Annotated in this window: 15 protein-coding genes; 9 read left to right on the top strand and 6 right to left on the bottom strand. The window is 72.4% G+C overall.

Going from position 1 to position 26,160, the window contains the following annotated elements:
* Nucleotides 1–144 precede the first annotated feature (144 nt).
* Complete coding sequence (locus tag WMF46_RS22940; protein ID WP_437987925.1) at nucleotides 145–2,037, bottom strand: phosphoenolpyruvate carboxykinase (GTP); 1,893 nt, start codon at nucleotides 2,035–2,037, stop codon at nucleotides 145–147.
* A 357-nt stretch (nucleotides 2,038–2,394) separates the two neighbouring features.
* Nucleotides 2,395–2,949 carry a GNAT family N-acetyltransferase gene (locus WMF46_RS22945; RefSeq protein ID WP_437987547.1) on the bottom strand — a complete coding sequence of 185 codons (555 nt, stop codon included), beginning with the start codon at nucleotides 2,947–2,949 and terminating at the stop codon, nucleotides 2,395–2,397.
* A gap of 136 nt (nucleotides 2,950–3,085) precedes the next feature.
* Here WMF46_RS22945 and WMF46_RS22950 point away from each other — a divergent pair, with 136 nt between their 5' ends.
* Nucleotides 3,086–5,818, top strand: coding sequence for a protein kinase domain-containing protein (locus WMF46_RS22950; protein ID WP_437987548.1), 2,733 nt, complete (start codon nucleotides 3,086–3,088; stop codon nucleotides 5,816–5,818).
* 166 nt (nucleotides 5,819–5,984) lie between these two features.
* Here WMF46_RS22950 and WMF46_RS22955 read toward each other — a convergent pair whose 3' ends face one another.
* Nucleotides 5,985–6,134: a hypothetical protein gene (locus WMF46_RS22955; protein WP_437987549.1), complete on the bottom strand. Its 150-nt coding sequence runs from the start codon at nucleotides 6,132–6,134 to the stop codon at nucleotides 5,985–5,987.
* A 109-nt stretch (nucleotides 6,135–6,243) separates the two neighbouring features.
* Nucleotides 6,244–8,196, bottom strand: coding sequence for a DUF6345 domain-containing protein (locus WMF46_RS22960; protein ID WP_437987550.1), 1,953 nt, complete (start codon nucleotides 8,194–8,196; stop codon nucleotides 6,244–6,246).
* 220 nt (nucleotides 8,197–8,416) lie between these two features.
* Here WMF46_RS22960 and WMF46_RS22965 point away from each other — a divergent pair, with 220 nt between their 5' ends.
* From WMF46_RS22965 to WMF46_RS22990, 6 genes are all read left to right on the top strand, one after another.
* Nucleotides 8,417–9,529 (top strand): polyprenyl synthetase family protein, encoded by a 1,113-nt coding sequence (locus WMF46_RS22965; RefSeq protein WP_437987551.1) that lies wholly within the window; start codon nucleotides 8,417–8,419, stop codon nucleotides 9,527–9,529.
* Nucleotides 9,526–10,563, top strand: a complete 1,038-nt coding sequence (mvk, locus tag WMF46_RS22970; protein ID WP_437987552.1) for a mevalonate kinase — start codon at nucleotides 9,526–9,528, stop codon at nucleotides 10,561–10,563. Before WMF46_RS22965 ends, mvk begins: the two co-directional genes overlap by 4 nt.
* Nucleotides 10,560–11,567 carry a diphosphomevalonate decarboxylase gene (gene mvaD, locus WMF46_RS22975; protein WP_437987553.1) on the top strand — a complete coding sequence of 336 codons (1,008 nt, stop codon included), beginning with the start codon at nucleotides 10,560–10,562 and terminating at the stop codon, nucleotides 11,565–11,567. Before mvk ends, mvaD begins: the two co-directional genes overlap by 4 nt.
* Nucleotides 11,564–12,556: a hypothetical protein gene (locus WMF46_RS22980; protein WP_437987554.1), complete on the top strand. Its 993-nt coding sequence runs from the start codon at nucleotides 11,564–11,566 to the stop codon at nucleotides 12,554–12,556. The genes mvaD and WMF46_RS22980 overlap by 4 nt, the downstream gene beginning before the upstream one ends.
* 495 nt (nucleotides 12,557–13,051) lie before the next feature.
* Nucleotides 13,052–13,972 carry a hypothetical protein gene (locus WMF46_RS22985; RefSeq protein ID WP_437987926.1) on the top strand — a complete coding sequence of 307 codons (921 nt, stop codon included), beginning with the start codon at nucleotides 13,052–13,054 and terminating at the stop codon, nucleotides 13,970–13,972.
* 104 nt (nucleotides 13,973–14,076) lie between these two features.
* Nucleotides 14,077–18,357: a PAAR-like domain-containing protein gene (locus WMF46_RS22990; protein ID WP_437987555.1), complete on the top strand. Its 4,281-nt coding sequence runs from the start codon at nucleotides 14,077–14,079 to the stop codon at nucleotides 18,355–18,357.
* Here WMF46_RS22990 and WMF46_RS22995 read toward each other — a convergent pair whose 3' ends face one another.
* Nucleotides 18,358–19,446, bottom strand: a complete 1,089-nt coding sequence (locus WMF46_RS22995) for a hypothetical protein (RefSeq protein ID WP_437987556.1) — start codon at nucleotides 19,444–19,446, stop codon at nucleotides 18,358–18,360.
* 234 nt (nucleotides 19,447–19,680) lie between these two features.
* Between WMF46_RS22995 and WMF46_RS23000 the strand changes: the two genes are divergently transcribed.
* Nucleotides 19,681–23,832, top strand: coding sequence for a PAAR-like domain-containing protein (locus WMF46_RS23000; protein WP_437987557.1), 4,152 nt, complete (start codon nucleotides 19,681–19,683; stop codon nucleotides 23,830–23,832).
* A gap of 15 nt (nucleotides 23,833–23,847) precedes the next feature.
* Here WMF46_RS23000 and WMF46_RS23005 read toward each other — a convergent pair whose 3' ends face one another.
* Nucleotides 23,848–24,783: a hypothetical protein gene (locus WMF46_RS23005; protein WP_437987558.1), complete on the bottom strand. Its 936-nt coding sequence runs from the start codon at nucleotides 24,781–24,783 to the stop codon at nucleotides 23,848–23,850.
* Nucleotides 24,784–25,068: 285 nt separating this feature from the next.
* Between WMF46_RS23005 and hisC the strand changes: the two genes are divergently transcribed.
* A complete protein-coding gene (gene hisC, locus WMF46_RS23010; protein ID WP_437987559.1) occupies nucleotides 25,069–26,160 on the top strand; it encodes a histidinol-phosphate transaminase in 1,092 nt (363 codons plus the stop codon).

Consider the following 26,160-nt stretch of genomic DNA (forward strand, 5'->3'; position numbering starts at 1 on the left):
ACTCGGGCGCTGTCAAGTCCGCGCGACCCGCCTCGTCATGCCGCCGAGCGGCGTGAGCGGCCGCCAGCCTCGTGCTCGTCGGGCGCCGACCCGGGGGAGCGCCAGCGCCGTGTGCCGCGCGGGCGCCCTCACCCGGGGAGGCCTCTACGCGCCGGGCTCGTCGACGTCGTCGTCGCCTTCGTGCTCCTCGAGGTAGCGCTCGGGCGCGAGCTCCCACCGCTCCGGCGAGCGCCAGAGCTGCGACAGGAGCAGCTCGCGCATCAGCAGGATCTCCTTCGGCAGCCGGTCGTAGAGCCGCTCGAAGAGCTCCCCGTGCGAGCCGAACTCGACCTTCCACGCCTCGCGGTCGACGGCCATCAGCTGGTAGAATTGCTCCTTCGAGAAGCGGTCCATGCCCCGCCACTCGATGTCTTCGTAGCGCGGCATCCAGCCGAGCGGGCTCTCCTCCGCGAAGCCGCGGCCGTGCACGCGGTCGACGATCCACTTGAGGACGCGCATGTTCTCCCCGAAGCCCGGCCAGAGGAAGTTGCCCTGGTCGTCCTTGCGGAACCAGTTCACCGAGAAGATGCGGGGCGGATTGACGATCTGGCGCCCCATCTGCAGCCAGTGGTTGAAGTAATCGCCCATGTGGTAGCCGCAGAAGGGCAGCATCGCCATCGGGTCGCGGCGCACCTGGCCGATGTTGCCGGCGGCCGCCGCCGTCATCTCCGAGCCGATGGTCGCTGCCGTGTAGACGCCGAAGCTCCAGTTGAACGACTGGACCACGAGGGGCACCGTCGTCGCGCGCCGCCCGCCGAAGACGATCGCGCTGATGGGCACCCCGTTCGGGTCGTCCCAGCGGGGATCGATCGACGGACACTGCGACGCAGGCGTCGTGAAGCGCGCGTTCGGGTGGGCCGCCTTGCGGCCGCAGTCCGGGGTCCAGTGCTTCCCCTGCCAGTCGATGAGCTCCGGCGGCGGCTCGTCGGTCATCCCTTCCCACCAGACGTCGCCGTCGGGCGTGAGCCCCACGTTGGTGAAGATCGTCCCCTTCCGGATGGTCGCCATCGCGTTCGCGTTCGACTTGTCCGACGTCCCGGGGGCCACGCCGAAATAGCCCGCCTCGGGGTTGATCGCATAGAGCTGCCCGTCCCGCCCGGGCTTCATCCAGGCGATGTCGTCGCCCACCGTCGTGATCTTCCAGCCCGCGAACGCCTTCGGCGGGATGAGCATGGCGAAGTTCGTCTTGCCGCACGCGCTCGGGAAGGCCGCGGCAACATACGTCTTCTCGCCCTTCGGCGACTCGACCCCCAGGATCAGCATGTGCTCCGCGAGCCACCCCTGCTCCCTGCCGAGGACCGAGGCGATGCGCAGCGCGAAGCACTTCTTGCCGAGCAGCGCATTGCCGCCATAGCCGCTCCCGTACGACCAGATCAGCCGCTCTCCCGGGAAGTGGACGATGTACTTGTGCTCCGCGTTGCACGGCCACGGCACGTCGGCCTGTCCCGGGGCGAGGGGCATGCCGACCGAGTGCAGGCAGGGGACGAAATCGCCGTCTCCGAGCGCCTCGAGCACCTTGCGCCCCATGCGCGTCATGATGCGCATGCTCGCGGCGACGTAGGGCGAGTCGCTGAGCTCCACGCCGATGTGCGCGTAAGGCGAGCCGATCGGGCCCATGCTGAACGGGATGACGTAGAGCGTGCGGCCCCGCATCGACCCGGCGAAGAGCCGGCGCAGCGTGGCCTTCATCTCCTGCGGCTCGGCCCAGTTGTTGGTGGGGCCGGCGTCCTGCTTTCGCCGGCTACAGATGAACGTGCGGTCTTCGACCCGCGCGACGTCGCTCGGGTCCGAGCGCGCGAGGTAGCTGTCCGGGCGCTTCTCCGGGTTCAGACGGATGAGCGTGCCCGCCTTGACCATCTGGTCGCACAGCGCGTCGTACTCCTCCTTCGAGCCGTCGCACACGTGCACGTTGTCCGGCTGGCACAGCGCGACGACCTCGGCGATCCATTGCCCGAGCTTCTCGTTCGTGATCTTCGCCCGCAGGCCGGGGATCGACACCGGCGGCGGCGGCTCCGAGTGGAACGAGCTCTGGCTGTTCTGGCTGGCTGCTACGGACACTTGCGTACCCTCCTGGCTCTCTGGGTCGAACGCGCTCTGCAAAGCGCAGGCCCTGCCCGCCCTCGACAGCAATTCTGGCCGAAATGCGGCCGGAAGGCTGCCCTGATTCTTCCTGAGCCCGATCGCTACAGCAGGGCTGCGCGCACCAGGTGCGCCCGCGGGGCGAGCCCTGCGCCGCGCGCGGGGTCGTCGATCCGCCTGAAATCCGACCGAAATCCGTCCAGCGGTTCGCCCCGAGGGCTGCCTCGCGGGCAGCCGCGCCGCCCGCCCATGCCCCGGGTGCCTACGCGCCGGTGCTCACCATGGCCACGCCACGTACAGCGGTTCCCGTGCGAACGCCGCCCGGGCGCGACGCCCCTTCTCCGAGAGGAACAGCATCATCCTGAGCTCCTTGTACTCGGAGTGGCGCTCCGGCGTGCCGATGCGCGTGATCGCGCCGGGCGGCGTCTCCCAGCCGCATCCTGCGTAGAAGCGCTCGAGGCTGGGGTTGCAGAACAGCGCGGCGACATCGGCGTCGCTGTCCTGGAGGAAGCGCGTCGCCATCTCCACGACCTGCCGCCCGTGGCCTTCGCCCCGGTAGGGCGGGGACGTGAAGACGTTGCCCAGGCCATAGACGACGTGCTCCTCCCCCGCGTGGGGCAGCGAGAGGCGCATCACCGAAGCGTAGCTGAGCAGCACCTCCTCCTCGCTGATCGTGAAGTGCGCCGTGCCGATGTCAGACGGATACGTGTGCTTGAGCAGCCGGAGTGGACCCGTGAATATCGACGGCCACGCCGCCCGCATGAACGACACGGCCTGCCACCGGAAGGCGTCGGGGAGCTCGTCTCGATGGTAAATATGCTTTTCTTGCATGGGTCTCTGGGCCCTGGCGCAAGACCCCGGCAGCCTGCCGTGGCCCCGCCCGCGGGGACGTTGACAAGAGTAACCGGCTTTGCTCATATACCCAGTCCGCTCGGAGCATGGCGCGCCCCTGAGGACGGCCGGTAACATGGTGGGCACGGGTCAAGACACCTCGGACGCGGAGCCGACCCAGGCGGCGATCATGGGCAAGTACCGGCTGATCGCGAAGCTCGGCCGGGGCGGAATGGGCGACGTGTTCCTGGCGATCGCGCGCGGGCCGGGCTCCTTCAACAAGCTCGTCGTTGTCAAGCGCCATCGCGGCGTGGGCGGAGCGGGCGGGGACGGCGAGAAGGTCGTCGCCATGTTCCTGGACGAGGCGAAGCTGTCCGCCCGCCTCAACCATCCCAACATCGTCCAGACCTACGAGGTCGACCACGACGACGCCGGCTACTTCACCGTGATGGAGTACCTGGAGGGCCAGCCGCTCAGCGCGCTCATGCGGGCGGTGGCCGAGGGGGAGCCGGGCGCGGCGGGCTTCACGCGCGGCGTCTGGGTGAGGATCGTGGCCGACCTCCTGAGCGGCCTCCACTACGCGCACGAGCTCCGCGATTACGACGGCGCGCCGCTCGGCATCGTCCACCGCGACGTCTCCCCGCACAACATCTTCGTCACGTACGACGGCGCGGTGAAGCTGCTCGATTTCGGCATCGCCAAGGCGTCGATCAACACCGACCTCACCGAGACCGGGAAGCTGAAGGGCAAGACGTCGTACATGGCGCCGGAGCAGGCCGTCGGCAGCGGGTCGACCGATCGGCGGGCCGACATCTTCGTCGCGGGGATCGTGCTCTGGGAGCTCCTCACGCGGGAGCGGCTCTTCGGGGGCGACGCCGTGAGCGCGCTCTGGAAGCTGGCGGCCGTGGACGAGATCCCGCGGCCATCGCTCCTCCGGCCGGACGTCCCCCCGGCCCTCGACGCCATCGTGACGCGGGCGCTCGACCGCGATCCGGCGAAGCGGTTCGCGACCGCGCAGGAGATGCGCGCGGCGCTCGAGGACTATCTGCGCGCGACGGGCGAGGACGTCGGGTCCGACGAGATCGGCGCGAGCATGCTGGGGGTGTTCGCGGAGCGCCGGGCGAGCATGCAGCGGCAGGTCAAGGCGTACCTCGATCAGAGCGCGCAGGGCGTGGACCGCCCGAGCGTGCCCGTCGAGCCCCGCCCCTCTCGCGTGAGCCATTTCGAGGGCGCAGAAGGGAGGCGCATTCAGCCCGTGATCCCCCTCGACGAGGAGCTCGGGCAGAGGACCTCGGGGACGCCGGGCCCAGGGCGCTCCGCCTCGGACTCGACGAGCCTGAAGTCGAACCTCCGCACGGCCGCCGGGCCTCAGCAGCGCAGCTACTGGATCGGGGCGCTCGGCGCGGCCGTGCTGGTCGCGGCGGCGGCGTTCTCGACGCGCCGCCCTGGTGGGCAGGCGCCCGCTGCCGGCTCCGCCGCGGCCGTGCTCGTCGAGCCGGACGCCGGCGCGCGCTGCACCGGGGTGCTCCGCGTCCGGATCACGACGGACGACACGGGGACGGCCACCGACATCGCGCCGCCGTACAACTACGGGGTCTACGACTACCTGCGTCACCTCAACGACAGTCAGGGAGGGCTCCGCGGCTGTCCCATCGACGTCGACATGAAGGACGCGCAGTACGACCCCGCCAGGACGGAGGAGGTCATCGAGGCGTGGCGGCGGCAGCCCGGGTGGAGCGAGGTCTCCACGCTGTTCGTGTTCGGCACCGGGCCGACGACCCGCGTGGCCCCGAGGCTCACGGAGGAGAAGAAGCTCATCATTCCCGGCTCGTACGCCGGCTCGCTCGCCACGCCGGTGCCGATCTCGGCGGACGTGTCCCACGCCGAGTTCAACGCCCTGGGCCAGAGCGCCACCGCGACAGAGCACAAGACGAGCCCTGGATATCCCTACATCTTCTTTCCGGCCACGGACTATTCGACAGCGATCCGCATCGGCATCAAGGCCGCCTGGAAGATCGCGCCCGGGCGCATCGCGATGGTGCACGACACGATAGACAAGTGTCTTTACTGCATCGATCCGCTCGCCGCGGGCAAAGCCTACGTGGAGGAGCTGCCCGGGATGCTGCTCGGCGAGGATCTGATCGTCCCGCAGACGTCGTCCCTCGAGGACGAGGGGCGCATCGTCGACGCGGTGATCGGCTATGTGAAGCGGGAGATCGAGAAGAAGCGAGCGGACCCGTCGTATGTGCCGGCGAGCTGGTTCTGGGCCGGCAACAGCGTCCTCTCCTCGTCCTTCGTCGGGAAGGGCGCGGCCGCGGCGCAGAGGCTCATCCAGCAGGCGTTCCCGGGGCCGGAGAAGAACCGCTGGCAGCTGCGCGTGATGGCGAACAACTGGGGTATCGGCGAGAGGACCTTGGCGATCTGCGGGGCGGACTGCGCGGGGATCTTTTATGGGCTGTTCCCGGTGCCCGTCTACGGCGACACCCAGCACTCGAGCGGGATGGCGGAGATGCTGCGGATCCACAGGGCCTACCGGGAGAAGGACGGCCACCCGCTGGAGCTGTACCAGGACCAGCCCTACGTCCAGGGCCACGCCGCGGCGCTCATGTGGCGCGAGGCCGTCGAGCGGGCTATCGACGCCGGCCGCACGCACCCGACCGGAGAGGACCTGAAGGCTTCGCTCGAGGGCTTCCAGAACGTGGTGCTCGACGGGATGACGGCGGGGCCGATCTCGTTCAGCGCGACGGACCATCGGCCGCAGGCGAACGAGTCGGTGTACACGATCGGGGGCGCGGACGGGGGTGGAGTCGGGTTTCGGTTCGTCGATCACTGCTCGATCGAGCTCGACGCGAAGTGGCTCGGGTACTGAGAATGGTACACCCAGAGCGGGAGTCTGACGTTGCCTGAAGGACGAATTCGATAACGCGCGGCTGCCGCCCCCCTCGGTCACTGCCGTGGTCGTGGTCGTGGTCGTGGTCGTGGTCGTCGACGACACGACCGTGGACGTGAACGTTCTGCCGAAACCTCGGTCGAGGTTATCGCCGCCTCCGTTCAAATGGCAGAGGCGACTTCCGGGTGACGTTCACGTTCACGAACGAGCCGTTGACGACCACGACCACGACCACGTTCACGACCACGACCACGTTCACGACCGCGACCACGTTCACGACCGTGACCACGTTCACGTTGGTGAGTGATGGTGGGGGAGGGCGTCGTGGCCTGAGCGCGACCGAACGAGCTTAGTGAATACCGATGCCCTCGCCCGCCTGGATCGGTCCTGTGTTGTTCGCCACTCTACGTCGGCCCAGAGATCCGCCAGAACCCGATCCGCGCCGCCCCCGCCAGATCCGGCCCAACCGGCCCCTTCCCCCAGAAATGGTCATCGTAGTTGGGCACCGTCCACCCCTGTCCGTACGCCCCCATCACCGCGTAGATCACCTCATCGTCCGGCTGGACCTCGATCGCCGTCGTCACCCACGCCTGCCGCACCGGCGCCGGGCTCGCATCGTCGAGCAGGTAACGCGCGAACATCGATCCCTCGGTCGTGTCGTCGAACGACTCCGTCGCATAGCCGAGCAGGAGGTGCAGCCCATCGAACGCGCCCGCCCACCGGTAGCGCCACGCGCCGCCGTCGTCCTGGAGCGGTCCGCAGGCGGCCACCACCATCCACTCCAGGTTGGCGTTGCCCCAGCGGGCGTCGCTGAAATGGAGGACCCGGTCGTTCATCGCGCTGCAGAACATGAACCCGACGCCGTTCGCGTGCCCCGTGTAGAACGTGAGATCCACCGAATCCGCGAACGACGCGTCCTGGCCGCCCAGCGCCGGATCCTTGAAATCGACCTCCCACGCGCGCTGATCGCCCCAGTTGAAACGAGACTCGATTCCCCCCTCCCGGAAGCTCTTCATCAGCCCATCGACGTTCGCCGCCGAGTGATCCAGGCCGCCGCAGAGCCCGACCCACTCGGCGCCGACCACCGCGCGGCCATCGTCGACCGGCGACGGGAGCGGCGGGCGCGCCGCGCCGAGCCCCGCCGACGCACGGCCGAACGAGAGCCGCTGCGCCGCCGTCGCGACCAGACCGTCGGCGTCCGTGACATAGAGCGAGAGCGTCTCCGTCTCCCCGCGAAGACCAGAGACGCCAGACACCTTCACCCGCGCGCCGCCTTCGCGCCCTTCGTCGACCGCGTCGAGCGAGCGCGCCGACGATACCCACCTGTACGTGTATGGCGCAGCACCGCCGGTGACGCTCGCCTCCGCGAGCGCGGTCGCGCCGTCCACACGCACCCAGATCTCGGCCCTCGGAGCGTCTATGACGGCCGGCACGATCCTCTTGCGGACGTGCATCACCTCCCCGCCGACCGTCCGCCGTGCTCTGCACACGTAATGGGGCAGGATCCGCCGTACCTCGCGGGACAGCGGCGGCGCGTAATAAACGAGCTCCGGCTCGGCCGCGATCACCGCGCCGCCGCCCAGCGCGCCGGCGCACAGCGCGGGGGCCTCGGTGGCCGGGACGATCGCGACGTCCTCCCCTCGCGCGAGCTCGCGCCGCGCGTAGATCAGGTGCGTCACGGCGCCCTCGCCGTCGAACGTCACACGGACCTTGGCCCCGGGGCCGATCAGCCGGATCCCCTCGAGCTCGTCGCGAAAGCTCACCTGCGTGTCGAGCTCGGCCCGCGCCACAGTTCGCCCCTCCGCGTCGACAGCCTCGAGCAGCGAGTGGCCGACGGCGATGTCGCTCCCAACCGACAAGCCCGCGGCGTCCAGCGCGGCCCACGCGCGCGCCGCCGCGTCCGGCTCCGGCAGGACGCGCAGCGCCGCGAGCGCCTCGAAATCCAGGGCGTCATCGCCCGCCGACGTCTCGAAGCCACGCTCGTCGCGGAACCCAGGGGCGGGCGGCGAGTCGGCCTTCCTCGTCGGCAAGCGCTGGAATCGCGCGCTGTCGAGGTAGCGAATCGCGCCGTCGACCACGAGCGCGCCAGCGCCCCCCCGCGCGGGCTCCTCGGCGAGCCCGAGCGCGCCGGCAAGCGCCGACGCCCGCGCGACGTCGGCGCCGCCGCCGATCACGCGGTATGCGGGCAGGGATCGCGTCTCCCTGGCAGGCGACCCCGCGGCAGGCGACGCCGCGCGGAACACGCCGCGATCGGCGCTCTCCGGGAGAGCCTCGCGGGCGTCGCGGCCGCCGCACCCAGCGACGCCGAGGGCCACGAGCAGAAAGACGCCCAACACCCCATCCGGTGATCTCTTCATCAAAGTCCCCCTTTCCCTGCGGCCACGGCGAGGCTCGGCGCGCAACTCCGCACGAGCGATCTCGCAGGGAGCCTCCGCGCGGCGCACGCGGCCCGCAACGCGAGCACCACGCATTGCACGACCCAAGCCACCTCGGCCGCGCCGCTCCGCGGCGCGACTCCCCGCGCTCTCGGCCGAGATTGACCGCCTCGCGTCCGGCTCCTAGGCTGCCGCGCATTCCATGACAGCGCACACGAAGGACGGAGAGAGCGCGCCCGGCGCCGGCGATCGGACGCTCGAAGGGACAGCGGATCCCGGCGCGCGCCTGTTCCTCGACTTTCTCTCCTCGATCCGCCCCCGCGTCGACGCCGCGCTCGATCAGCGCTGGCGCGACAAGGCGGCCTCCGTGCAGCGTTACGGCCGCGAGGTGGAGGCCATGGTCTCCGAGGCGCGGAGCCTCACCCTGCGCGGCGGCAAGCGGTTCCGCGCGGGGCTGCTCGTCGCCGCCTACCAGGGCGTCGCGCCGGACGCGCCGCTCGGCCCCGCAATCGACGCCGGCATCGCGCTCGAGCTGCTCCAGACGTACCTGCTCATCCAGGACGACTGGATCGACGGCGACACCGTCCGGCGCGGAGACCGCACCGTCCACGTCGCGCTGGCCGAGACGCTCGGAGATCCACACCTCGGGGCCTCGTCCGCGATCCTCGCGGGCGACCTCACCTGGAGCTTCGCGCTGAGCACGCTCGCGGACGCGGACGCGCCCCCGGAGACGACGCTCGCGGCCGTCCGGCTGTTCTGCAAGATGCACGAGGACGTCGTGATCGGGCAGCACCTTGACGTCGTCGGCCGGGCCGAGGACGTCGAGCAGATGCACGCGCTCAAGACCGGCAGCTACACGGTGCGCGGCCCGCTCGCGCTCGGCGCCACGCTGGCCGGCGCGCCGGCCGAGACCGTGGCGGCGCTCGAGCGGTTCGCGGCGCCCGTGGGCGTCGCCTTCCAGCTGCGCGACGACCTCCTCGGCACCTTCGGGAGCGCCGCCGCGACCGGCAAGCCGGTCGGCAACGACCTGCGCGCCGGCAAGCGCACCGCCGTGCTGGCCGCGGCCGAGGGGCGCCTCGGCGCCGCGGGCCGGAGCGCCGTCGAGCGCGCGCTCGGCCGCAAGGAAGCGAGCGACGACGCCGTGGCGGCCGCGACGCTCGCGCTCGAGGCGTGCGGCGCGCGGCGCGCGGTCGAGGAGCGGCTCTCCGCCCTGTGCGGCGAGGCCGAGGTCCTCGCGCGCTCGCTGCCCGTGAGCGCGTCGGCGCGGCAGATCCTGTGCGGAGCCGCGAGCGCGCTCCGGTGGACCGGCGCATGACCGAGGCGCTCGGCGAGGCGTCCGGCAAGGTCATCCTGCTCGGCGAGCACGCCGTCGTGTACGGGGCGCCCGCGCTCGCCGCGGGCATCGAGCGCGGCGCCCGCGCGCGGGCAACCCGCTGCTCCGGCGCGAGCGCCCTCCTCCTCGGCGGGCGCGAGCTCCGCGCGGCGCCGGTCGAGGAGGACGTCGCGCGGGCGTTCGCGGCGCTCCTCGGGGCGCTGCCCGACGTCGGCCCAGTGCGCGTCGAGGCGGAGAGCGATCTGCCGCCCGGCGGCGGCCTGGGCAGCTCGGCTGCGCTCGGGGTCGCGATCGCCAGGTCGGTGGCCGCGCTCGCGCGCGCGCCCTCGCCCGCGGCCGCCGCGCGGACCGCGTCCGGAAGCGCGGCCGACGCCGCCGCCGTGACCGACGCCGCCGCCGTGACCGACGCCGCCACCGCCTGGGAGCGCGTGTTCCACGGCAACCCGTCGGGCATCGACACGACGGCCGCGGCCCGCGGCGGCTGCTTCCGCTTCACCCGGGCGCACGGCGCCACCCCCGTCGCCCCGCGCGACGACCTGTGGCTCTGCGTGGGCTCGACCGGGGTGTCGTCGTCCACGCGCAGCATGGTCGAGCTCGTGGCGAGGCTCTTCGAGCGCAAGCCCACGCTGGCCGCGACGTCCATCGCGGGCATCACCGCGCTCGTCGAGAACGCGGCCCTCGCGATCGAGGCGGGCGACGCGGTCGCGCTCGGCCGGCTGATGGACCTGAACCAGATGCTCCTCGCCGGCATGTTCGTCTCGACCGAGGCGATCGAGGCCCTGTGCAAGCTCGCGCGCGAGGCCGGCGCGCTCGGCGCCAAGCTCACCGGCGCCGGCGGCGGCGGCTCGGTCATCGCGCTGCTCCCGCCGCCTCCGCCGGGCGGCGGCACCGGGGCGGCGGAGTCGAACGGCGCCGCGGACCGCGTGCTCGCCGCCTGGCGCGACGCGGGCTACAGCGGCTTCGTCACCCGGGTGAAGGCGGGGATGACGAGGACGGAGCCACAGGAGCAAGCATGAGCGTCGTGAGCCGGGCGACCGCGATCGCCCATCCGAACATCGCCCTCGCGAAGTACTGGGGCAAGCGGGCCGATGGCCACAACCTGCCCGCCGTCCCGAGCCTCTCGGTGACGCTCGCCGGGATGGAGACGACGACCGAGGTCGCCTTCGACGCGTCGCTCGACCGCGACGAGCTCCACCTCGGCGGCGCGGCCTTGCCGCCGGACGCGGAGGCGACGCGCCGGGTCGCCGGGCTCCTCGACCGGGTCCGCGCCGCCTCGGGGCGGCGCGAGCGCGCCCGCGTGGTCAGCCGGAACGACTTCCCCACCGCGGCGGGCCTCGCCTCGAGCGCGTCGGCGTTCGCCGCGCTCGCGCTCGCCGCGAGCGCGGCCGCGGGCCTGCCCACCGCGCCTGCGCTGGTGAGCGATCTCGCGAGGAAGACCTCGGTCTCGGCCGCGCGCTCCGCGTTCGGCGGCTTCGTCGAGCTCCGCGCCGGCCGCCCCGGGGACGAGGCGCTCGCCGCGACGCCGCTCGCGCCCGAGGACCACTGGCCGCTCGCGGTCGTGATCGCGGTGACGCGCGAGGGCCCGAAGGACGTGGGCTCCAGCGACGGCATGCGGCACACCGCGATGACGAGCCCGTACTTCCCCGCGTGGGTGGACGCGGCGCCGTCGCTCTTCGACGCGGTCCGCGCCGCGGTCCTCGCGCGCGACCTCGCCGCGCTCGGCGTCGCGGCCGAGGCGAGCGCCCTGTGCATGCACGCCTCGAGCATCGCCGCCTCGCCGGGCCTGCTCTACTGGACCGGCGCCACCGTCGAGGTGATCGCCGCGGTGCGGAGGCTCCGCGCCCAGGGGACGCCGGCGTTCTTCACCATCGACGCCGGCCCGCACGTGAAGGTCTTCACGACGCCCGAGGCGCAGGCCGCCGTAGGCGCGGCGCTGCTCGCCGTCCCAGGCGTCCTCCGCACCATCACGGCCGTCCCCGGCGGCGGAGCCCGCCTCGCGCCCTCGTCCGGGGGCGCGTGATCGTCCGGGCGCCTGGCAAGCTTGTCCTCTCGGGCGCCTACGCCGTGCTCGAGGGCGCGCCCGCGCTGGTGGCCGCCGTCGATCGGTACGTCCTCGCCGACCCGGCGCGGCCCGCTGCGCTCGTCACCGAGGAGGTCCAGGCCGCGATCGACGCCGGCGCGCTCGACGCGGCGGCGTGGTTCGACGCGTCCGCGCTCCGCTCGGCGGCGCCGGAGCCGCCTCTGGCCTCGCCGGGCGCGCCGCCCCGCGAGGCGAGCCGCAAGCTGGGCCTCGGATCGAGCGCCGCCATCCTCGTCGCGACGCTCGCCGCGCGCGCCGCGGCGGTCTTGGAGGCGCGGGCGGCGCCGGGCGGCCAGGGCGCGCCCGCGTGGGATCCCCGCGCGCTCTTCCTCGACGCGCTCGCGGCGCACCGGCGCGCGCAGGGCGGAGGCAGCGGCGTGGACGTCGCGGCGAGCGTCTACGGCGGCGTGCTCTGCTGCCGGCTCGGGCCGGGCGGCGAGCTCGACGTGGCGCCGCACGCCCTGCCGGGCGGCCTCGTGATCGAGGTCTTCGCCAGCGACGCCTCGGCGCGCACGAGCGCCATGCTCGAGCGCGTGCGCGCGCTCGCGACCCGCGAGCCGGAGGCGCACCGCGCGCTGCTCGGCGCGGCCGCCGAGGGGGCGCGCGCCGCGATCGAGGCCGCGGACGCTCGCGCGCTCGTGGCCGCGCTGGATCGCCAGGTCGACGCGCTCGCCGAGCTCGGCGATCGTTCGGGCGCGCCGATCGTCACCCCCGCGCTCAGGCGCCTCCGCCCCGCCGCGGCCGCCGAAGGAGCAGCGATCGCGCCGAGCGGCGCGGGCGGAGGCGACGTCTCCCTCTTCGTCGGCGGCGCGCCGCCCTCGACGGCATGGCTTGCCGCGGCGCGTGAGGCCGGCCTCGAGCGCGTGCCGATGTCGCTCGGCGCCCCCGGCGTCCACGTGCTGGACGCAGCCCCTCCGCTCCCCGCCTGAGCGCGTCCCCTCGCCGATCGTGCGCCGCGCGGTGCCGGAGCGCTTGGCACGGAGCCCGCTCTGCTCGCTCCCGGATCGACCGCGGCGCTGCGCTCGGGCGACGCACCGCGGTCCTCCATGAGGCCTTCGGGACGCGAACAGCAGGGAAAGCATGGACTTCGTGGAGCTGGCGATGCTGCAGCGCCGCCGTGAAAGCTTGAGTTTTCATGGTGATACCGCCTGGACGGCCGATGAGCGCGGTGGGCGCCCGGTCCTCCAAGGCGGGCTCCGCGGGCACGAGGCTGCCGGCGCGGGCTCGGCGGGCGTGACCTGCGTTCACAGCGCGCTGATGCATCGGCGCGGGGGCGCGCGCAGGCGCGCCGGACCGCCGACCGTCGGTCGCGGCTCGGCCGCGGGGGGTGGTGAACGGGGTGAGGTGGCACGAGGACCACAGGACCAGGTGAGGAGGGGGGCTCCATGACGACGTGCGATCGAGAGCTTTGCCGATTGGAGGATGTGCTTGGCGCCAGCATGGCCGAGTCGAGGGCCATGCTGGCAGCGTTCGGCGTCCAGGTCGCACCGCTGCGGAGGCGCACCGCGAGCACGTACCTGGGGCGGGTGCTGGTCCACCCGTACAACCTGCTCGTCGTAGGGAGCGCGCTCCTCCTGAGCTTCATCGGCTGGAGCCCGCTGCTCCTGCTGCTCGGGCTCGGGGCGGAGCTCGTGATCCTGTGCGTCGTCCCCTGGCGCGGCTTCTTCCGGCGCAGCATCGACGCGCAGCTCGACGAGGTGGATCGGGCGGCCTGGTCGAGGGCGCGCGAGTCCTTGATCCGGCAGATGGACATCCGGCACCAGCAGGAGCTCGCGCGGCTCGACAGGCTCATCGATCGCACCCGCGAGAACATCCGGCGCCGCGGCGGATCGATCCCGCCCCTGCTCGACGAGGGCTTCGGCCTGAGCCGCCTCATCATGAGCTACATCCGCCTCGCGATCGCGCACAAGGCCGGCCAGGAGTCGCTCGCGATGACCAACCACGGCGAGCTCATGGACACGATCCGCTCGCTCGAGGCGGTCCGGAGCACGTCCTCGGGGCGGACCCGCGGGCTGTCCGAGCGGCGCCTCTCGATCGCCTACCGGCGCGCCGAGTGCTGGAGCCAGACCCGCGACGGGCTGGAGGTCGTGTCGCAGAAGCTCGCCACCATCCTGGAGCTCATCCAGCTCATGCACGAGCAGTCGATGACGCCCGTGGATTCGCCCGCGACGTGCGTGGAGATCGACAGGTTCATGCGCGAGCTCGACGATCTCGACAACGGCGAGAGCACGCAGCGCGAGCTCGCGGAGCTCGACATGGACATGGACAGGGCGTTCGAGCTCGAGGAGCTCGAGACCGAGCACATCCAGCACAGCCGCCCCCCGATGCGCCTCGTCGCGCGTTGATCCCGCGCGTGACGCCATGATCCCGCCGTCGCGCCGCGTGGCGCGCTGAGGACGTGCTCGCCGTTGCGGATCCCTTCAGGGGCGTGAAAGCATCCTTACCCACCATGGGTAAGGTCACCGCCCTCCATATGGACACCATCACCGAGAAATCCGGTCACCAGATGACCGGTATGGCGGTGAGCGTGTGTCTGACCCCGGCCGCGCCCAGCCCGTTGCCGATCCCCTACCCCACCATGGGCACGGTCGCGGAGGGGATCATCGACCCGTGCATGCGCACGAAGATCGAGGGCGCGAAGATCCTCACGGTCGGCGGCTGCATGAAGGCGTGCCACGGCAACGAGCCTGGCACGCTCAGGGAGGTGGTCAGCCTCAACACCGGCGGGCCTTGCTTCCCTTGGCTCGGCGCGCCGAACGTCATCATCGAGCTCGGCATGGCCGGCATCACCGGCAGCATGGGCCAGATGAACAAGAGCATCACCGTCGGCGCAGGCGCCAGCGCGAGCGGCGCAGGCGGCGGCGGAGGCGGAGGCGGAGGCGGCGGCGGCGGCGCCGGGGGCCCGGGCGGCGGCAGCCCCCAAGGCGGCGGCAACGGCGGCGGGGGCGGCGGCGGAAGCAACAGCGGCGCCGCGCCGCCGAGCCCGCCGGCGCCGCCGGGCGCCGATGGACAAGGCAAGGCTGGCCACCCGGTCGACGTGATCACCGGCGCGATGTTCACGGTGCCCTGCGTCGACTTCGAGCTCGGGGGGCCGCTCCCGCTGCAGTGGGTGCGCCAATACCGCACGTCCGCTGTTCGCCGCCGCTCGGGGTTCGGCTGGGGATGGACCCATTCGTTCGGCTGGACCGCCGAGGTCAGCGAGTCCATCGTCACGGTCTTCGACAGCGAGGGGAGTCCCCTCCACTTTCCACCCGTCAACGACGGCGAGATCGCCTATGCGCCGTTCGGCCGAAGCCTTGAGCGGAGGGGCGCAGAGCTCGTGCTCGCGACGCGGGACGGGGTGGAGCGCGTGCTGCAGCGTGAATCGCAGGGGCGGTACCGCCTGCACGCCGTCCGTGACCGCTCCGGCAACGAGATCGAGCTCTCGTGGGAGGACGGCCAGCTCGTCGCGCTCACGGACTCCGTGGGGCGACGGATCGAGCGCGAGCAGGCGGGTAACGTGATCCTGTGGCGGATCCTGATGACCGATGAGAACGGCGCGCAGCACCGCCGGCTCGGGGTCGCGTACGAGATCGACGCGCGGGGGGACCTGATCAAGGTCGTGGACTCAGGCGGCGTTGCCGTCGAGTACCGCTATGACGAGGAGCATTTCCTCATCGAGGAGCGGCTGCCCGACGGCATGGTCTACCGCTTCCGCTACGAGGACGGCCCCGACCGCAAGCGCCGCTGCGTCGAGACGTGGGGCGAGCTGCCCGGCCGCGACATCCTCGCGGAGATCGGCGACCGCGGCGCCTCCGCGGCGAAGGGCCTCTTCCACGTGCAGATCGCCTACGGACCGAGCCCGTTCGAGTCGACCGTCACCGACGCTACGGGCGGCGTCCACCGCTATCACGGCAACGCGCTCGGGCTGGTCGAGCGGTATGTCGATCCGCTCGGCCGCACGACCCGCCTGTCGTACGACGCGAACGGCCATCTCGCCACTGTGCAGGATGCCATGGGCTACGTCGACCACACGCGTCACGACGCCATGGGCAGACCGCTCACGTCGACCGATGTCCTCGGTCGCAGGCTGCGCTTTCGCCGGGACCCGCAGGGCAACGCGGTCGAGTTGACCGACCCGGCCGGCGCGGTCTGGAAGATGGAGCACGACGGCGCTGGCCGGCTGGTGCAGCGCACCGATCCGTCAGGCGCCGCAACGCGGTGTGAGTACAACGCCTGCGGGCGCGCCGTACGGACCACCGGGCCGGGAGGGACGGAAGAGGCGCGCTACGATGCCCACGCGAACCTGATCGAACGGATCGGCGTGCGCGGCGAGACATGGCGCTACACGTGGGATCTCCTCGGCCTCCCCGTGCGCCTCGAGACACCTACGGGCGCGGTGTATGAGCTCTCGTACGACTCCCGGGGCGATATCGTGGAGGTCGTGGGGCCGCACGGGCGCCGTGCTGAGCGCCAGTTTGACGCGCGCCGGCGGGTCGTCGCCGAGCGGCACCCGGGAGGCGGGATCACGAGGTCGCGCTTCGTGGGCGATGCGCTCGTGGAGCGCGCCTTCGCGGATGGCTCCCGGCTCAGATGGGGTTACGACGCGATGCTGCGCCCCGTGTGGATCGAGAACGCCGCCGGAGAGCGCCACCTGTTCGAATACGACGTGGCGGGCCAGCTCGTGCGCGAGCGGACCTTCGCCGGACATGAGCATCACTACGAGTACGACCTCCTCGGTCGTTGCATCGCAAGGACAGGAGCAGACGGGCGCGCGCTGCGCCTCGTGCTCGACGCCGCGGGGCAGGTCGTTCGGCGGGAGCACCACGACGGGACGAGCGTCGTCCTCGAGCGCGATGTCCGCGGCTTCGTCACGCGCGCCCTCGACGGGATCGCGAGCGTCGAGCTCGTCCGCGACCAGACGGGTCGCGTCGTGCGCGAGACGCAGCGGTGCGGCGGGTGGTCCTTCTCGGTGCAGCACGAGTTCGATTCTCTCGGCCACGAGGTCGGGACCCGCTACTCGACCGGTTGGTACGTCTCGCGCCGCCGGGGCAAAGGCGGTGTCATCGAGCAGCTCACCGTGCACGGCGTCGACGGATCCATCGAGGAGGCGCTGACCTTCGAGCATGGGCCCGAGGAGATCGTGCGGCGCTCCGATCGGCGGACCGGGGTCGCGATCACCCGCGACCGCCTCGGGAGGCCGGTGCGCGTCCGCGCGCTCGGCGAGGGCGGCGCGTCGATCCGCGAGCGCGCGTTCGAGTGGGCGCCCCAGCCGGGCATCGCGACCGTCGTGGACAGCGCCCATGGTCGCCGCAGCTACACGCTCGACGCAATCGGTCGTGTCCGCCGCGCGAGCGGCCTCGGGGTCGAGGAGAGATACGAGTATGCGGCCCAGGGGACGCCGATCGCGGGCAGCGAGGGCACCGCCTCCATCGGCCGCGGCGGCCGCAAGCGCGCGGCCGGCTCGGCGCGCTTCCTGTGGGACACCAGCGGACGGCTCGCGCAACGCCTCGGCGACTCGCCGGCGAGCTCGTGGACGTACGCCTACGACGGCGAGAACCGGCTGATCGAGGTGCAGCGGCACGACGGCTTCGTGGTCCGCTTCGTTTATGACGCTTTCGGGCGGCGCCTTGCGCTCCTGCGCAGCGACGGGACGAGCACCTGGTTCGGATGGGATGGTGACTCGGTGGTCGAGGAGCGGCCCAGCGCGGGGCATGCGGTGCGCCGGGTCTTCCGGGAGGACGGATATACACCTCTCGCCGAGCTCGCGGACGAGGCAGGCTGGCGGCTCGTGGCGACCGACGCGGCCTCGACGCCCTGGCTCTACCTGAGCGCGGACGGCGCCGTCGCGTCGCTCGATCTCGACCCCCTGGGCAACGATGTGAGGGTCGAGGGGCGGATCGGGCTGCTCCGGTTCGCGGGCCAGCGCGCCGATGTAGAGACCGGCCTCCGGTACAACCGGCACCGGTATTACTCGCCGGAGCTCGGGACCTTTCTTACGCCGGACCCGCTCGGACAGGCCGGCTCGGTGCACGACATCGGCTTCGTCCCCAACGCGACCGAGTACATCGACCCGCTGGGGCTCATCGTCATCATCGGCTACACGGCCAATGACGATCATCCCGACGCGCAGGGGCGCGGCGAGACGCTCCGCGCCGCGCAGGAACGCGGGGCGGCCACCGGACAGCGGGTGGTGCGCGCCGACGAGCTGCGCGGTCCCCACAACCCGGGCGGCATCTCGCTCGAAGGCGAGACGCACGTGGAGGTCGTCACGCACGGCTCGACCCGCGGCGGCCAGGTCACGTTCCAGAACGGGCAGCGCAACTGGTCGACCGGCCGCCAGCTCGGCGAGGCGCTGAACCAGGCGGGGCTACAGCCAAGCTCGGAGGTCGTTGTCGTCGCCTGCAACGCGTCCACGACCCCCACGGAGCGACCGAGGCAGAGCGTCATCGCGGGCATCAACCAGGCCACGGGCTGCCCGACCTCGGGGCCCTCGGGGATCGCCTATGTCCGCCCCTACAACCAGCAATACTGCGGCGTTTGCCCGCCGACGCCGGGCGCTGCGGGCTCGGTGGATCTCACGGATGGGCACTGGGACCGCGCGACAGGTCCGCGCGGTGGCACGCCCACGGTGAGCCAGGTCAGCTCGCCCAGCTCGCAGCACGCAGGCTCGTGGAACGATCCCACGGCGCCGACCGGGCGCGGGTCGCACGGCGGCGGCTTCCCCGGCGCACCGCCGCACCAGGACTGATCACCGGGACGCTGGCGCCTTCGCGAGGACCTCGGCGTTCTCGACCCACGCCGCGAAGACGGGCAGCTTGCTGCGCCGGGCGAGGACGAGGACCAGGAACGGCATCGCGCAGCTGAAGCGCCGCGGGGGTGACATCAGGCCGAAGGAACGCGACGGCGAGGGCGCCTTTGCGCCCCCGTCGTCGAGGCGAAAGCGGATGACCTGCTCGAGAGGGCCCAGGCGAACGCGCCCGAGGGACGGACTCTCGAGCACGCGTTCGGCGAGCTCGCTCGAGCGAGCGGCGCACGCGATGTCGATCACCGGCATGAACAGGCCCTCGTCGGCGGAGAAGTGCGCGCGCGGGTGCGCGTCGTCTTCTTGAAGAAGGGAGAGCGCGCGGTTGATCGTGCGCGCTAGCGTCGGTCCGGCGGGCAACGTGGCCACGATGATCCTGACCTCGGGATCAGCCGCGCGAAGCTCGACGACGAACTGGTTGTATGCGGCGTCGATCTCCTCGTCCGAGAGGCCCACGAGCTCGGCGTCCGTGTAGCGGGGGAAGTGCACGAGCGCCTGCGTTGCCCGCGACTGCCAGACGGATTCGGGCTCGTCCGCGCTCGACCACACGCCGAAGCAGGGGACCTGAACGCCGTGGTGCGATCGAGGGAATGGAGCGCGGGCCAGCGGAGGATCGAAGCGCGGGTGCATTGCGAAGCCGCTCCACAGGGCGATACTGTCGGGGTCCGCGCCGGACGGCGCGCCCAGGGGCCAGTCCACGCCGAAGAGGCGGCAGCTCTCCCGCTGGAGCGCCTCGGCCGAGCTCTCGGCGAGCGGCCCAGCCCAGGCGGCCCAGTACGCCGGGTCCAGGGTGCTCTCGTCGATCAGGCTTTCGCGCATGGCCTGCGCGAGGGGCGCCGCCGGCTCACCGGTCCCGGCAGGCGCGATCTCGAGGGGAGCCCCTGCCAGCGAGGCGAGCCGCTGCCACGCGATCGCGCTCACGCCGGTCCACACGAGGCTCACGCCCGGCCGGTGCTCGACGTCGAGGTGAGGGCAGACGCGCACATGCGCGTGCGGCGCGTCGTGGTGGCAGACGGCGAAGGCGGTGGGCGGCATGGCGACAAGGGGAGTTTAATCGCGAACGCCTGCCTCGCACCGAGCGAGCCCACGCCGCCAGCGCCAGGAAGAAGCACGAGCACGACGTTCCCGCCTGATCATCCCCTCTTCCGCACGTCGGCCGCCCCCCGGCGAGGCCGTCCGAGCCATGTAGCTTTCCCGGGCCGCCGGACGGCGGGCTCGCGATTGCCGCGATTGCACACGCTCGCGGGACCGTGGGACCATCCAGTCACCATGGGTAAGGTCACCGCCCTCCATATGGACACCATCACCGAGAAATCCGGTCACCAGATGACCGGTATGGCGGTGAGCGTGTGTCTGACCCCGGCCGCACCCAGCCCGTTGCCGATCCCCTACCCCACCATGGGCACGGTCGCGGAGGGGATCATCGACCCGTGCATGCGCACGAAGATCGAGGGCGCGAAGATCCTCACGGTCGGCGGCTGCATGAAGGCGTGCCACGGCAACGAGCCTGGCACGCTCAAGGAGGTGGTCAGCCTCAACACCGGCGGGCCTTGTTTCCCCTGGCTCGGCGCGCCGAACGTCATCATCGAGCTCGGCATGGCCGGCATCACCGGCAGCATGGGCCAGATGAACAAGAGCATCACCGTCGGCGCAGGCGCCAGCGCGAGCGGCGCAGGCGGGGGCGGCGGCGGTGGTGGGGGCGGCGGCGGCGGCGCCGGGGGCCCGGGCGGCGGCAGCCCCCAGGGCGGCGGCAACGGCGGCGGAGGCGGCGGCGGGGGCAACAGCGGCGCCGCGCCGCCGAGCCCGCCGGCGCCGCCGGGCGCCGAGGGCCAGGCGGCCGCGGGCCATCCGATCGATGTCGTGACCGGGACGCTGTTCACGATCCCGGCGGCCGACTTCACGCTGACCGGGTTCCTCTGGGTCCAGTGGATCCGCACCTACAGCACCTCGGCCGTGCGCCACCGCTGCGGCCTCGGGTGGGGCTGGTCGCACAGCCTCGCCTGGCGCGCCGAGCGCAACGGCGATCACCTCGTCCTCGTCGACGACCAGCAGCGCCGCACCGAGATGCAGCTGCCCGGGGCCGGTGAAGCGCTGCTCCTCCCCCACGGCCGGAAGGTGCACCTCGACGGGGACGCGATCGTCGTCGACCTCGGCGACGACCTCGTGCGGGTCCTCCGGCCCACCGAGGATCCGCGGGCGTACGCGCTCGCCGAGCTGCGCGACGCCTTCGGCAACGCGGCCACGATCGACTGGGATCAGGACGAGGTCGTGGCGATCACCGACTCGGTCGGCCGCCGCGCGGAGGTCGCCCGCGACGGGAACCTGCGCATCTGGTCTGTCGCCGTCGCGGACGAGGGCGGCAAGGAGCACCGCCGGCGCCTCGTGACCTACGAGCTCGACGGGCGCGGAGACCTCGTCCGGGTCATCGACGTGGGCGGCGCGGAGACCCGGTTCAGCTACGACGACGAGCACTACCTGCGCTCGGAGACGCGGGCCGACGGCGTCGTCTTCCATTTCGTGTACCAGGACGCGGGCGGCGAGCGGCGCTGCGTGGAGACCTGGGGTGAGCTGCCCGGCGGCGACCTCCTCGCCGCGCTCGGCGCCCCCGAGGCGCACGTGGCCGGCGGTCCCCGCGGCATCTTCCACACGCGCGTCGCGTACGGGCCCGAGCCTCACCAGACGACGGTGACGGACGCGCTCGGCCACGTGCATCGCTACCAGGGCAACGCGCTCGGCCTCGTCGAGCGCTACGTCGACCCGCGCGGCTACTCCATGCTGTTCACGTACGACGGGGTCGGGCGCCTCATCGCCGTCACCGACGGCGCCGGGGCCACGCAGCGACGCCGCCACGATCTCGCCGGACGGCTGATCTCCCTCAGCGACGGCGGCGGCACTGTCCGGTACCAGACGGACGAGGAGCAACAGGGCGTCACCACCATCGCCCCGAACGGCCACCGCTCTACCGAGCGGCGCAGCCGGGGGCGCGTCGTCGAGATCGAGGACGCGCGCGGCAAGACGACGGCCGGGTACGACGCGCGCGGCAAGAACACGAAGATCACGTACCCGAGCGGCCTCGTCGACACGCTCGAGTACGACGCGCACGGCAACCTCGTCCGCTACGCCCAGGGGGAGCGCGTGTGGACCTACGTGTACGATCTCCTGGGCATGCCCGTGCGCATCGAGTCGCCCGGTGGCGCGGCGACCACGCTCGAGTACGACTCCTCGGGCAACATCGTCTGCGCCGTGGGGCCGAGCGGGCAGCGCACCGAGCACGCCTTCGACGGGCTCGGGCTGTGCACGGCGACCTCGTACCCCGGCGGCGGCCGCGCGCACTACCGCTACGTGGCCAGCGCGCTCGTCGAGCAGGTGCTGCCGGACGGCTCGCGCTGGACCATGGGCTACGACGCGCTCCTCCGGCTGAGCTGGATGCAGAACGCCGCGGGCGAGCGGCGCTCGTTCGAGTACGACGCGGCCGGCAACCTCGTCCGCGAGACGACGTTCACGGGGCTCCAGTACCGCTACGAGTACGACGGCGCGGACCGGCTCGTGTCGATCCTCCGCCCCGACGAGTCGATCGTGCGGCTCTCGCGCGACGGCGCGGGCAACGTCGTCTCGCGGGAGTACTCGTCGGGCCTCGTCGAGCGCTTCGAGTACGACGCCCTGGGGCGCGTCGCGCGCGCGACGAACGGCGCCTGCACGACGGAGCTCGCGTACGACGAGCGCGGCGCGATCCTGCGGGACACCCAGACGTGCGGCGGCTTCAAGTTCGTCACGAGCTACGACTACGACGAGGGCGGCCAGCTCGTGGCGCGCCGGTACTCGTCCGGCTGGCGCGTGGCGCTGGAGCACGACGCGTACGGCCGGGTCGCCGCGATGGGCGTCGGCCATCCGGACGCCGCCGAGCGCTTCGTCTTCGAGCGCGACGAGCAGGACGGCGAGCGCGCCCGCCGGCGCGATGGTGGCGTCGGCGCCATCCTGACCCGGCGCAACGCCGAGGGCTTCCCGGTGGAGATCCAGGTGGAGGGCGCGTCGGGCGACGTCGTCCGCTCCCGCGCCTACCGCTGGCACCCGGTCGGGGCGCTGGCCGCCGTGATCGACAGCGAGCGCGGCGAGCGCCGCTACGAGCTCGACGCGCACGGGCGGCCCGCGGACGTGCGCGGGCTCGGCGCGACGGAGGCGTTCTCCTACTCGCCGCACGGCACGGCGATCGCGCGGGGTGAAGCGTCGGTCGGCACCGGCGGGCGGCCGCGCGCGGCGGGCGACCAGGTCCTGACCTGGGACCGGCTTGGCCGGCTCTCGGGCCGGGACGCGCCCGATCCGCGGCGCACGTGGCGGTACGCCTTCGACGAGAACGATCGGCTCACCGAGGCCGTGCGCGGCGACGGGCTGAAGATCCAGTACATCTACGACGCGCTCGGCCGCCGCGTGGCCGAGATCGTCGGCCAGGGGAGCACGTGGTTCGGCTGGGACGGCGACAGCATCGTCGAGGAGCGCTCCTCGGGCGGGCAGGTCACGCGCCGCGTCTTCGACGCGTCAGGTCACACGCCGCTGCTCGAGTCGCAGGGCGGCGCGGGCTTCCGCCTCGTGGCGACCGACGCCGCGGGGACGCCATGGCTCACCCTCGACGCGGCCGGCGAGATCACCGAGATCGATCTCACCACCTGGGGCGAGGTCGCCCACAAGCGCGGCGAGCCGGGCGCGCTCCGCTTCGCCGGGCAGCGCGCCGACGAGCTCACCGGCCTCCACTACAACCGGTACCGCTACTACGCGCCCGACCTGCGCGTGTTCATCTCGCCGGATCCCATCGGCCTCTCGGGCTCGCTTCAGGAGATCGGCTTCGTCCCGAACCCGACGCTCTTCATCGACCCGCTCGGGCTGCTCACGATCATCACGGCCTCGAACGATCCCAAGCTCCACAACGCGTACTACTCGCAGTACGCGGCGAAGTACCCGGGCGCGACGATCCTCAAGCCGAACCAGGTCGTGCCTGGCAGCCTCAAGGGGGAGACGGATGTCGTCGTCGACACCCACGGCTGGCCGGGCAGCGTCGAGTGGGCGGGGAAGAAGATCTCGGGGGCCCAGCTCGCGGACAAGCTGAACGCCGCCGGGTTCAACGGGAAGATGCCAGGAACGCGCGTGGACGTCGTCACGTGCAACGGCGGTACGAAGCCGAACTTCATGGGCCGCAGCGTCGCTCAGGCGGTCGCGGACCGGACCGGCGCGACGACGTCCGGCGCGACAGCGAAGGGCGTCCCGGGCGTGGCCTCCGCTGGGCAGATGGGCAACGCGGGCGCCTCCGGCCTGGTCAGCGGGATGCCCACCGGCCTCGGATCCGGCAACGCCCCGGGCAACCTGCACGTCAACGGCGGCGGTCACCTGATCAAGGACATCAAGCCGCGCTGGTACACGTTCGGGCAGTGACGGGCGGCCCGCCGCTCAGGGCGCGCCGGCGGTCGCGCCCTGCAGCGGCTCCGGCGACCCGATCCAGGCGGCGAGCCGCACCTCGTCCTGCGGCGGCGCGCCCAGGACGACGACGAGGAACGGGCCGTTGCAGACGAAGGGGCGCTCGTACGCATCGCCGCGCCCGAGGGTGATCGGCCCGGGCTCGCTCGGCGGGAGCGCGTCCCAGCCGAGGCAGAAGCGGACAGCATGGCGGGCGTCGCCGATCGGTGAACCGTCCCCGCCTGCGAGCGGCTTGCCGATGAGCTCCTCCTGAACACGGATTGCGCACAGGTCGAGCGGGGGGATCCTTAGCGCACAGCTCCTGTCGAACGGCTTCGCGCCGAACCATCGCCCGCGCCAGCTCCGCGACTTCCGCACAGACGCGACGACGTCCGCGACGGCGGCCCCGAGCGTCTCACGGCGCGGGCACCGGGCGACCACGACACGATCATCGCCCCTGGCCTCGATCTCGATCATGAAGTCATCCACGTCCCGGTAGCGATGGTTCCGGAGCTGCGCTGCGGCCCTCGACCACGTCACGTCGTCGACGTCCTTCCAGAGCCCGAAGACCGGCACGACACGCTCGCCGAAGAAGACACCCTCACGCTCGCTGGCGAAGGGCGATACGAACGACGGACGCACGAACGAGAACGCGTACGCTCCGAGGACGTCCCCGGGCGCGCGCTCCGGCAACACGCCGTCAGGGACGGGGCCGAACCGGCGCGAGATCTCCTGCGCTACATCCCGGAGCGCTTCATCTGCTCTGCCAACCCGCGCGACCGACCACGGCGGCTCGGCGTGCGGCACGGCGACCGCCTTGCCCCCTCGCTCCTCCAGAGGGAAGTCCGGGGAGAAGATCAGGTTCAGGCCTTCAGGGATGGGAGAGGACAGCGACGGCACGAGCACGGTCGCAGGGCTCACCACGGGCATGGGGTCACCTCGTCCTGATAACGCGTGAGATCCATCGGCGGTGCTCCCCCGCTTTCGTGCACATCTCCGGAGCGCGCTGAGCGGAGATGGACGCTCTATACCTGCGGCGCCACCGACGGCAAAGATGACCTCGTGCCCGCCGCCACGTCGCCGGAGCGCTCGGCGGACCACGGCCGCCACGCCGCCCCGGAAACGCGCACGTCGAGGTGTTCCCGGTCCGGCGCGGGTAGTATACCGCTCTCCTCCTCCCTCATCGCCGCGCCCGCGACGACCGTGGACCGAGCCATGCCGCTGCCCGATTTCCTCCCTGCGCTGCTTCGTCCGGAGCTCGCCGAGCTCCACGCCTACACCCCGGTCGCCGGGCATTTCCCTGTGCGCCTCGACGCCAACGAGAGCCCGCCGCTGCTCTCGGCCGAGGCGCGGGCGGCCCTCGCGCGCGCCGCGGCGCCCGAGGACTGGGGCCGCTATCCCGACGCGCGCGCCCTCGATCTCCGCGAGGCCATCGCCGCCCACTGCGGCGCGGATCCTGACGAGATCGTGGCCGGCGTCGGCTCCGACGAGGTGATCTCGATCGTGCTCACCGCGCTCAGCCGCCCGCGGCAGGGCGCGGACGCGGCGAGCGTCGTCACGGTCAGCCCCACGTTCGTCATGTACAAGCTGAGCGCGCGCGCGCGCGGGATGCGCGTCGTCGAGGTCCCGCTCGACGCCGGCTGGGATCTCGACGTGGCGGGCCTCCGGCGCGCCGTCGATTTCGCGCGCCCCAACGTCGTCTTCATCGCCTCGCCGAACAACCCGACGGGCGGGCTCATGTCGGAGGACCGCCTCGAGGCGGTCGTCGCCGCCGCGAGGGACGCCCTCGTGATCGTCGACGAGGCGTACATCGACTTTGCCCCGCGCGACCAGCTCGCCCTCCTGCGCAAGCACCCGAACGTCGCCGTGCTGCGGACGCTCTCGAAGATCGGCCTCGCGTCGCTGCGGATCGGCTGGCTCATCGGCGCGCGGGAGCTCGTGGCCGAGCTCGACAAGGTCCGCCAGCCCTACAACCTGCCCACCCCGTCGCAGCGCGCGGCCGCCTTCGCCCTGCGTGAGCTCGGCGGCGAGCTCCGCCGCGCCGCCGCCGCCGTGACGGCCGAGCGCGAGCGCCTCGCGGCCGGGCTCGCCGAGCTCGGCCTCTCGGTCGCGCCGAGCCACGCCAATTTCCTCTGGATCGGCACGCGCCGCCCTGCCGGCGAGGTCTTCGAGGCGCTCGCCGCGCGCGGCGTCCTCGTGCGCAGCTTCCACGCGGCGGGCGGGCGCCTCGCGCACCGGCTCCGCATCACCGTCGGCCTCCCGGAGGAGAACGATCGCCTCCTCGCCGAGATCGCCGCGTGCGCGTAG

This window comes from Sorangium sp. So ce117 (genome assembly GCF_051524395.1).
Lineage (GTDB): Bacteria > Myxococcota_A > Polyangia > Polyangiales > Polyangiaceae > Sorangium > Sorangium cellulosum_B.

Excerpts from the sequence above, each read along its gene's own strand:
- WMF46_RS22945 (WP_437987547.1), bottom strand. The coding sequence starts at position 2,949 with ATGCAAGAAAAGCATATTTACCATCGAGACGAGCTCCCCGACGCCTTC.
- WMF46_RS22950 (WP_437987548.1), top strand. The coding sequence starts at position 3,086 with ATGGTGGGCACGGGTCAAGACACCTCGGACGCGGAGCCGACCCAGGCG.
- WMF46_RS22960 (WP_437987550.1), bottom strand. The coding sequence starts at position 8,196 with ATGAAGAGATCACCGGATGGGGTGTTGGGCGTCTTTCTGCTCGTGGCC.
- WMF46_RS22965 (WP_437987551.1), top strand. The coding sequence starts at position 8,417 with ATGACAGCGCACACGAAGGACGGAGAGAGCGCGCCCGGCGCCGGCGAT.
- mvk (WP_437987552.1), top strand. The coding sequence starts at position 9,526 with ATGACCGAGGCGCTCGGCGAGGCGTCCGGCAAGGTCATCCTGCTCGGC.
- mvaD (WP_437987553.1), top strand. The coding sequence starts at position 10,560 with ATGAGCGTCGTGAGCCGGGCGACCGCGATCGCCCATCCGAACATCGCC.
- WMF46_RS22990 (WP_437987555.1), top strand. The coding sequence starts at position 14,077 with ATGGGTAAGGTCACCGCCCTCCATATGGACACCATCACCGAGAAATCC.
- WMF46_RS22995 (WP_437987556.1), bottom strand. The coding sequence starts at position 19,446 with ATGCCGCCCACCGCCTTCGCCGTCTGCCACCACGACGCGCCGCACGCG.
- WMF46_RS23000 (WP_437987557.1), top strand. The coding sequence starts at position 19,681 with ATGGGTAAGGTCACCGCCCTCCATATGGACACCATCACCGAGAAATCC.
- WMF46_RS23005 (WP_437987558.1), bottom strand. The coding sequence starts at position 24,783 with ATGCCCGTGGTGAGCCCTGCGACCGTGCTCGTGCCGTCGCTGTCCTCT.
- hisC (WP_437987559.1), top strand. The coding sequence starts at position 25,069 with ATGCCGCTGCCCGATTTCCTCCCTGCGCTGCTTCGTCCGGAGCTCGCC.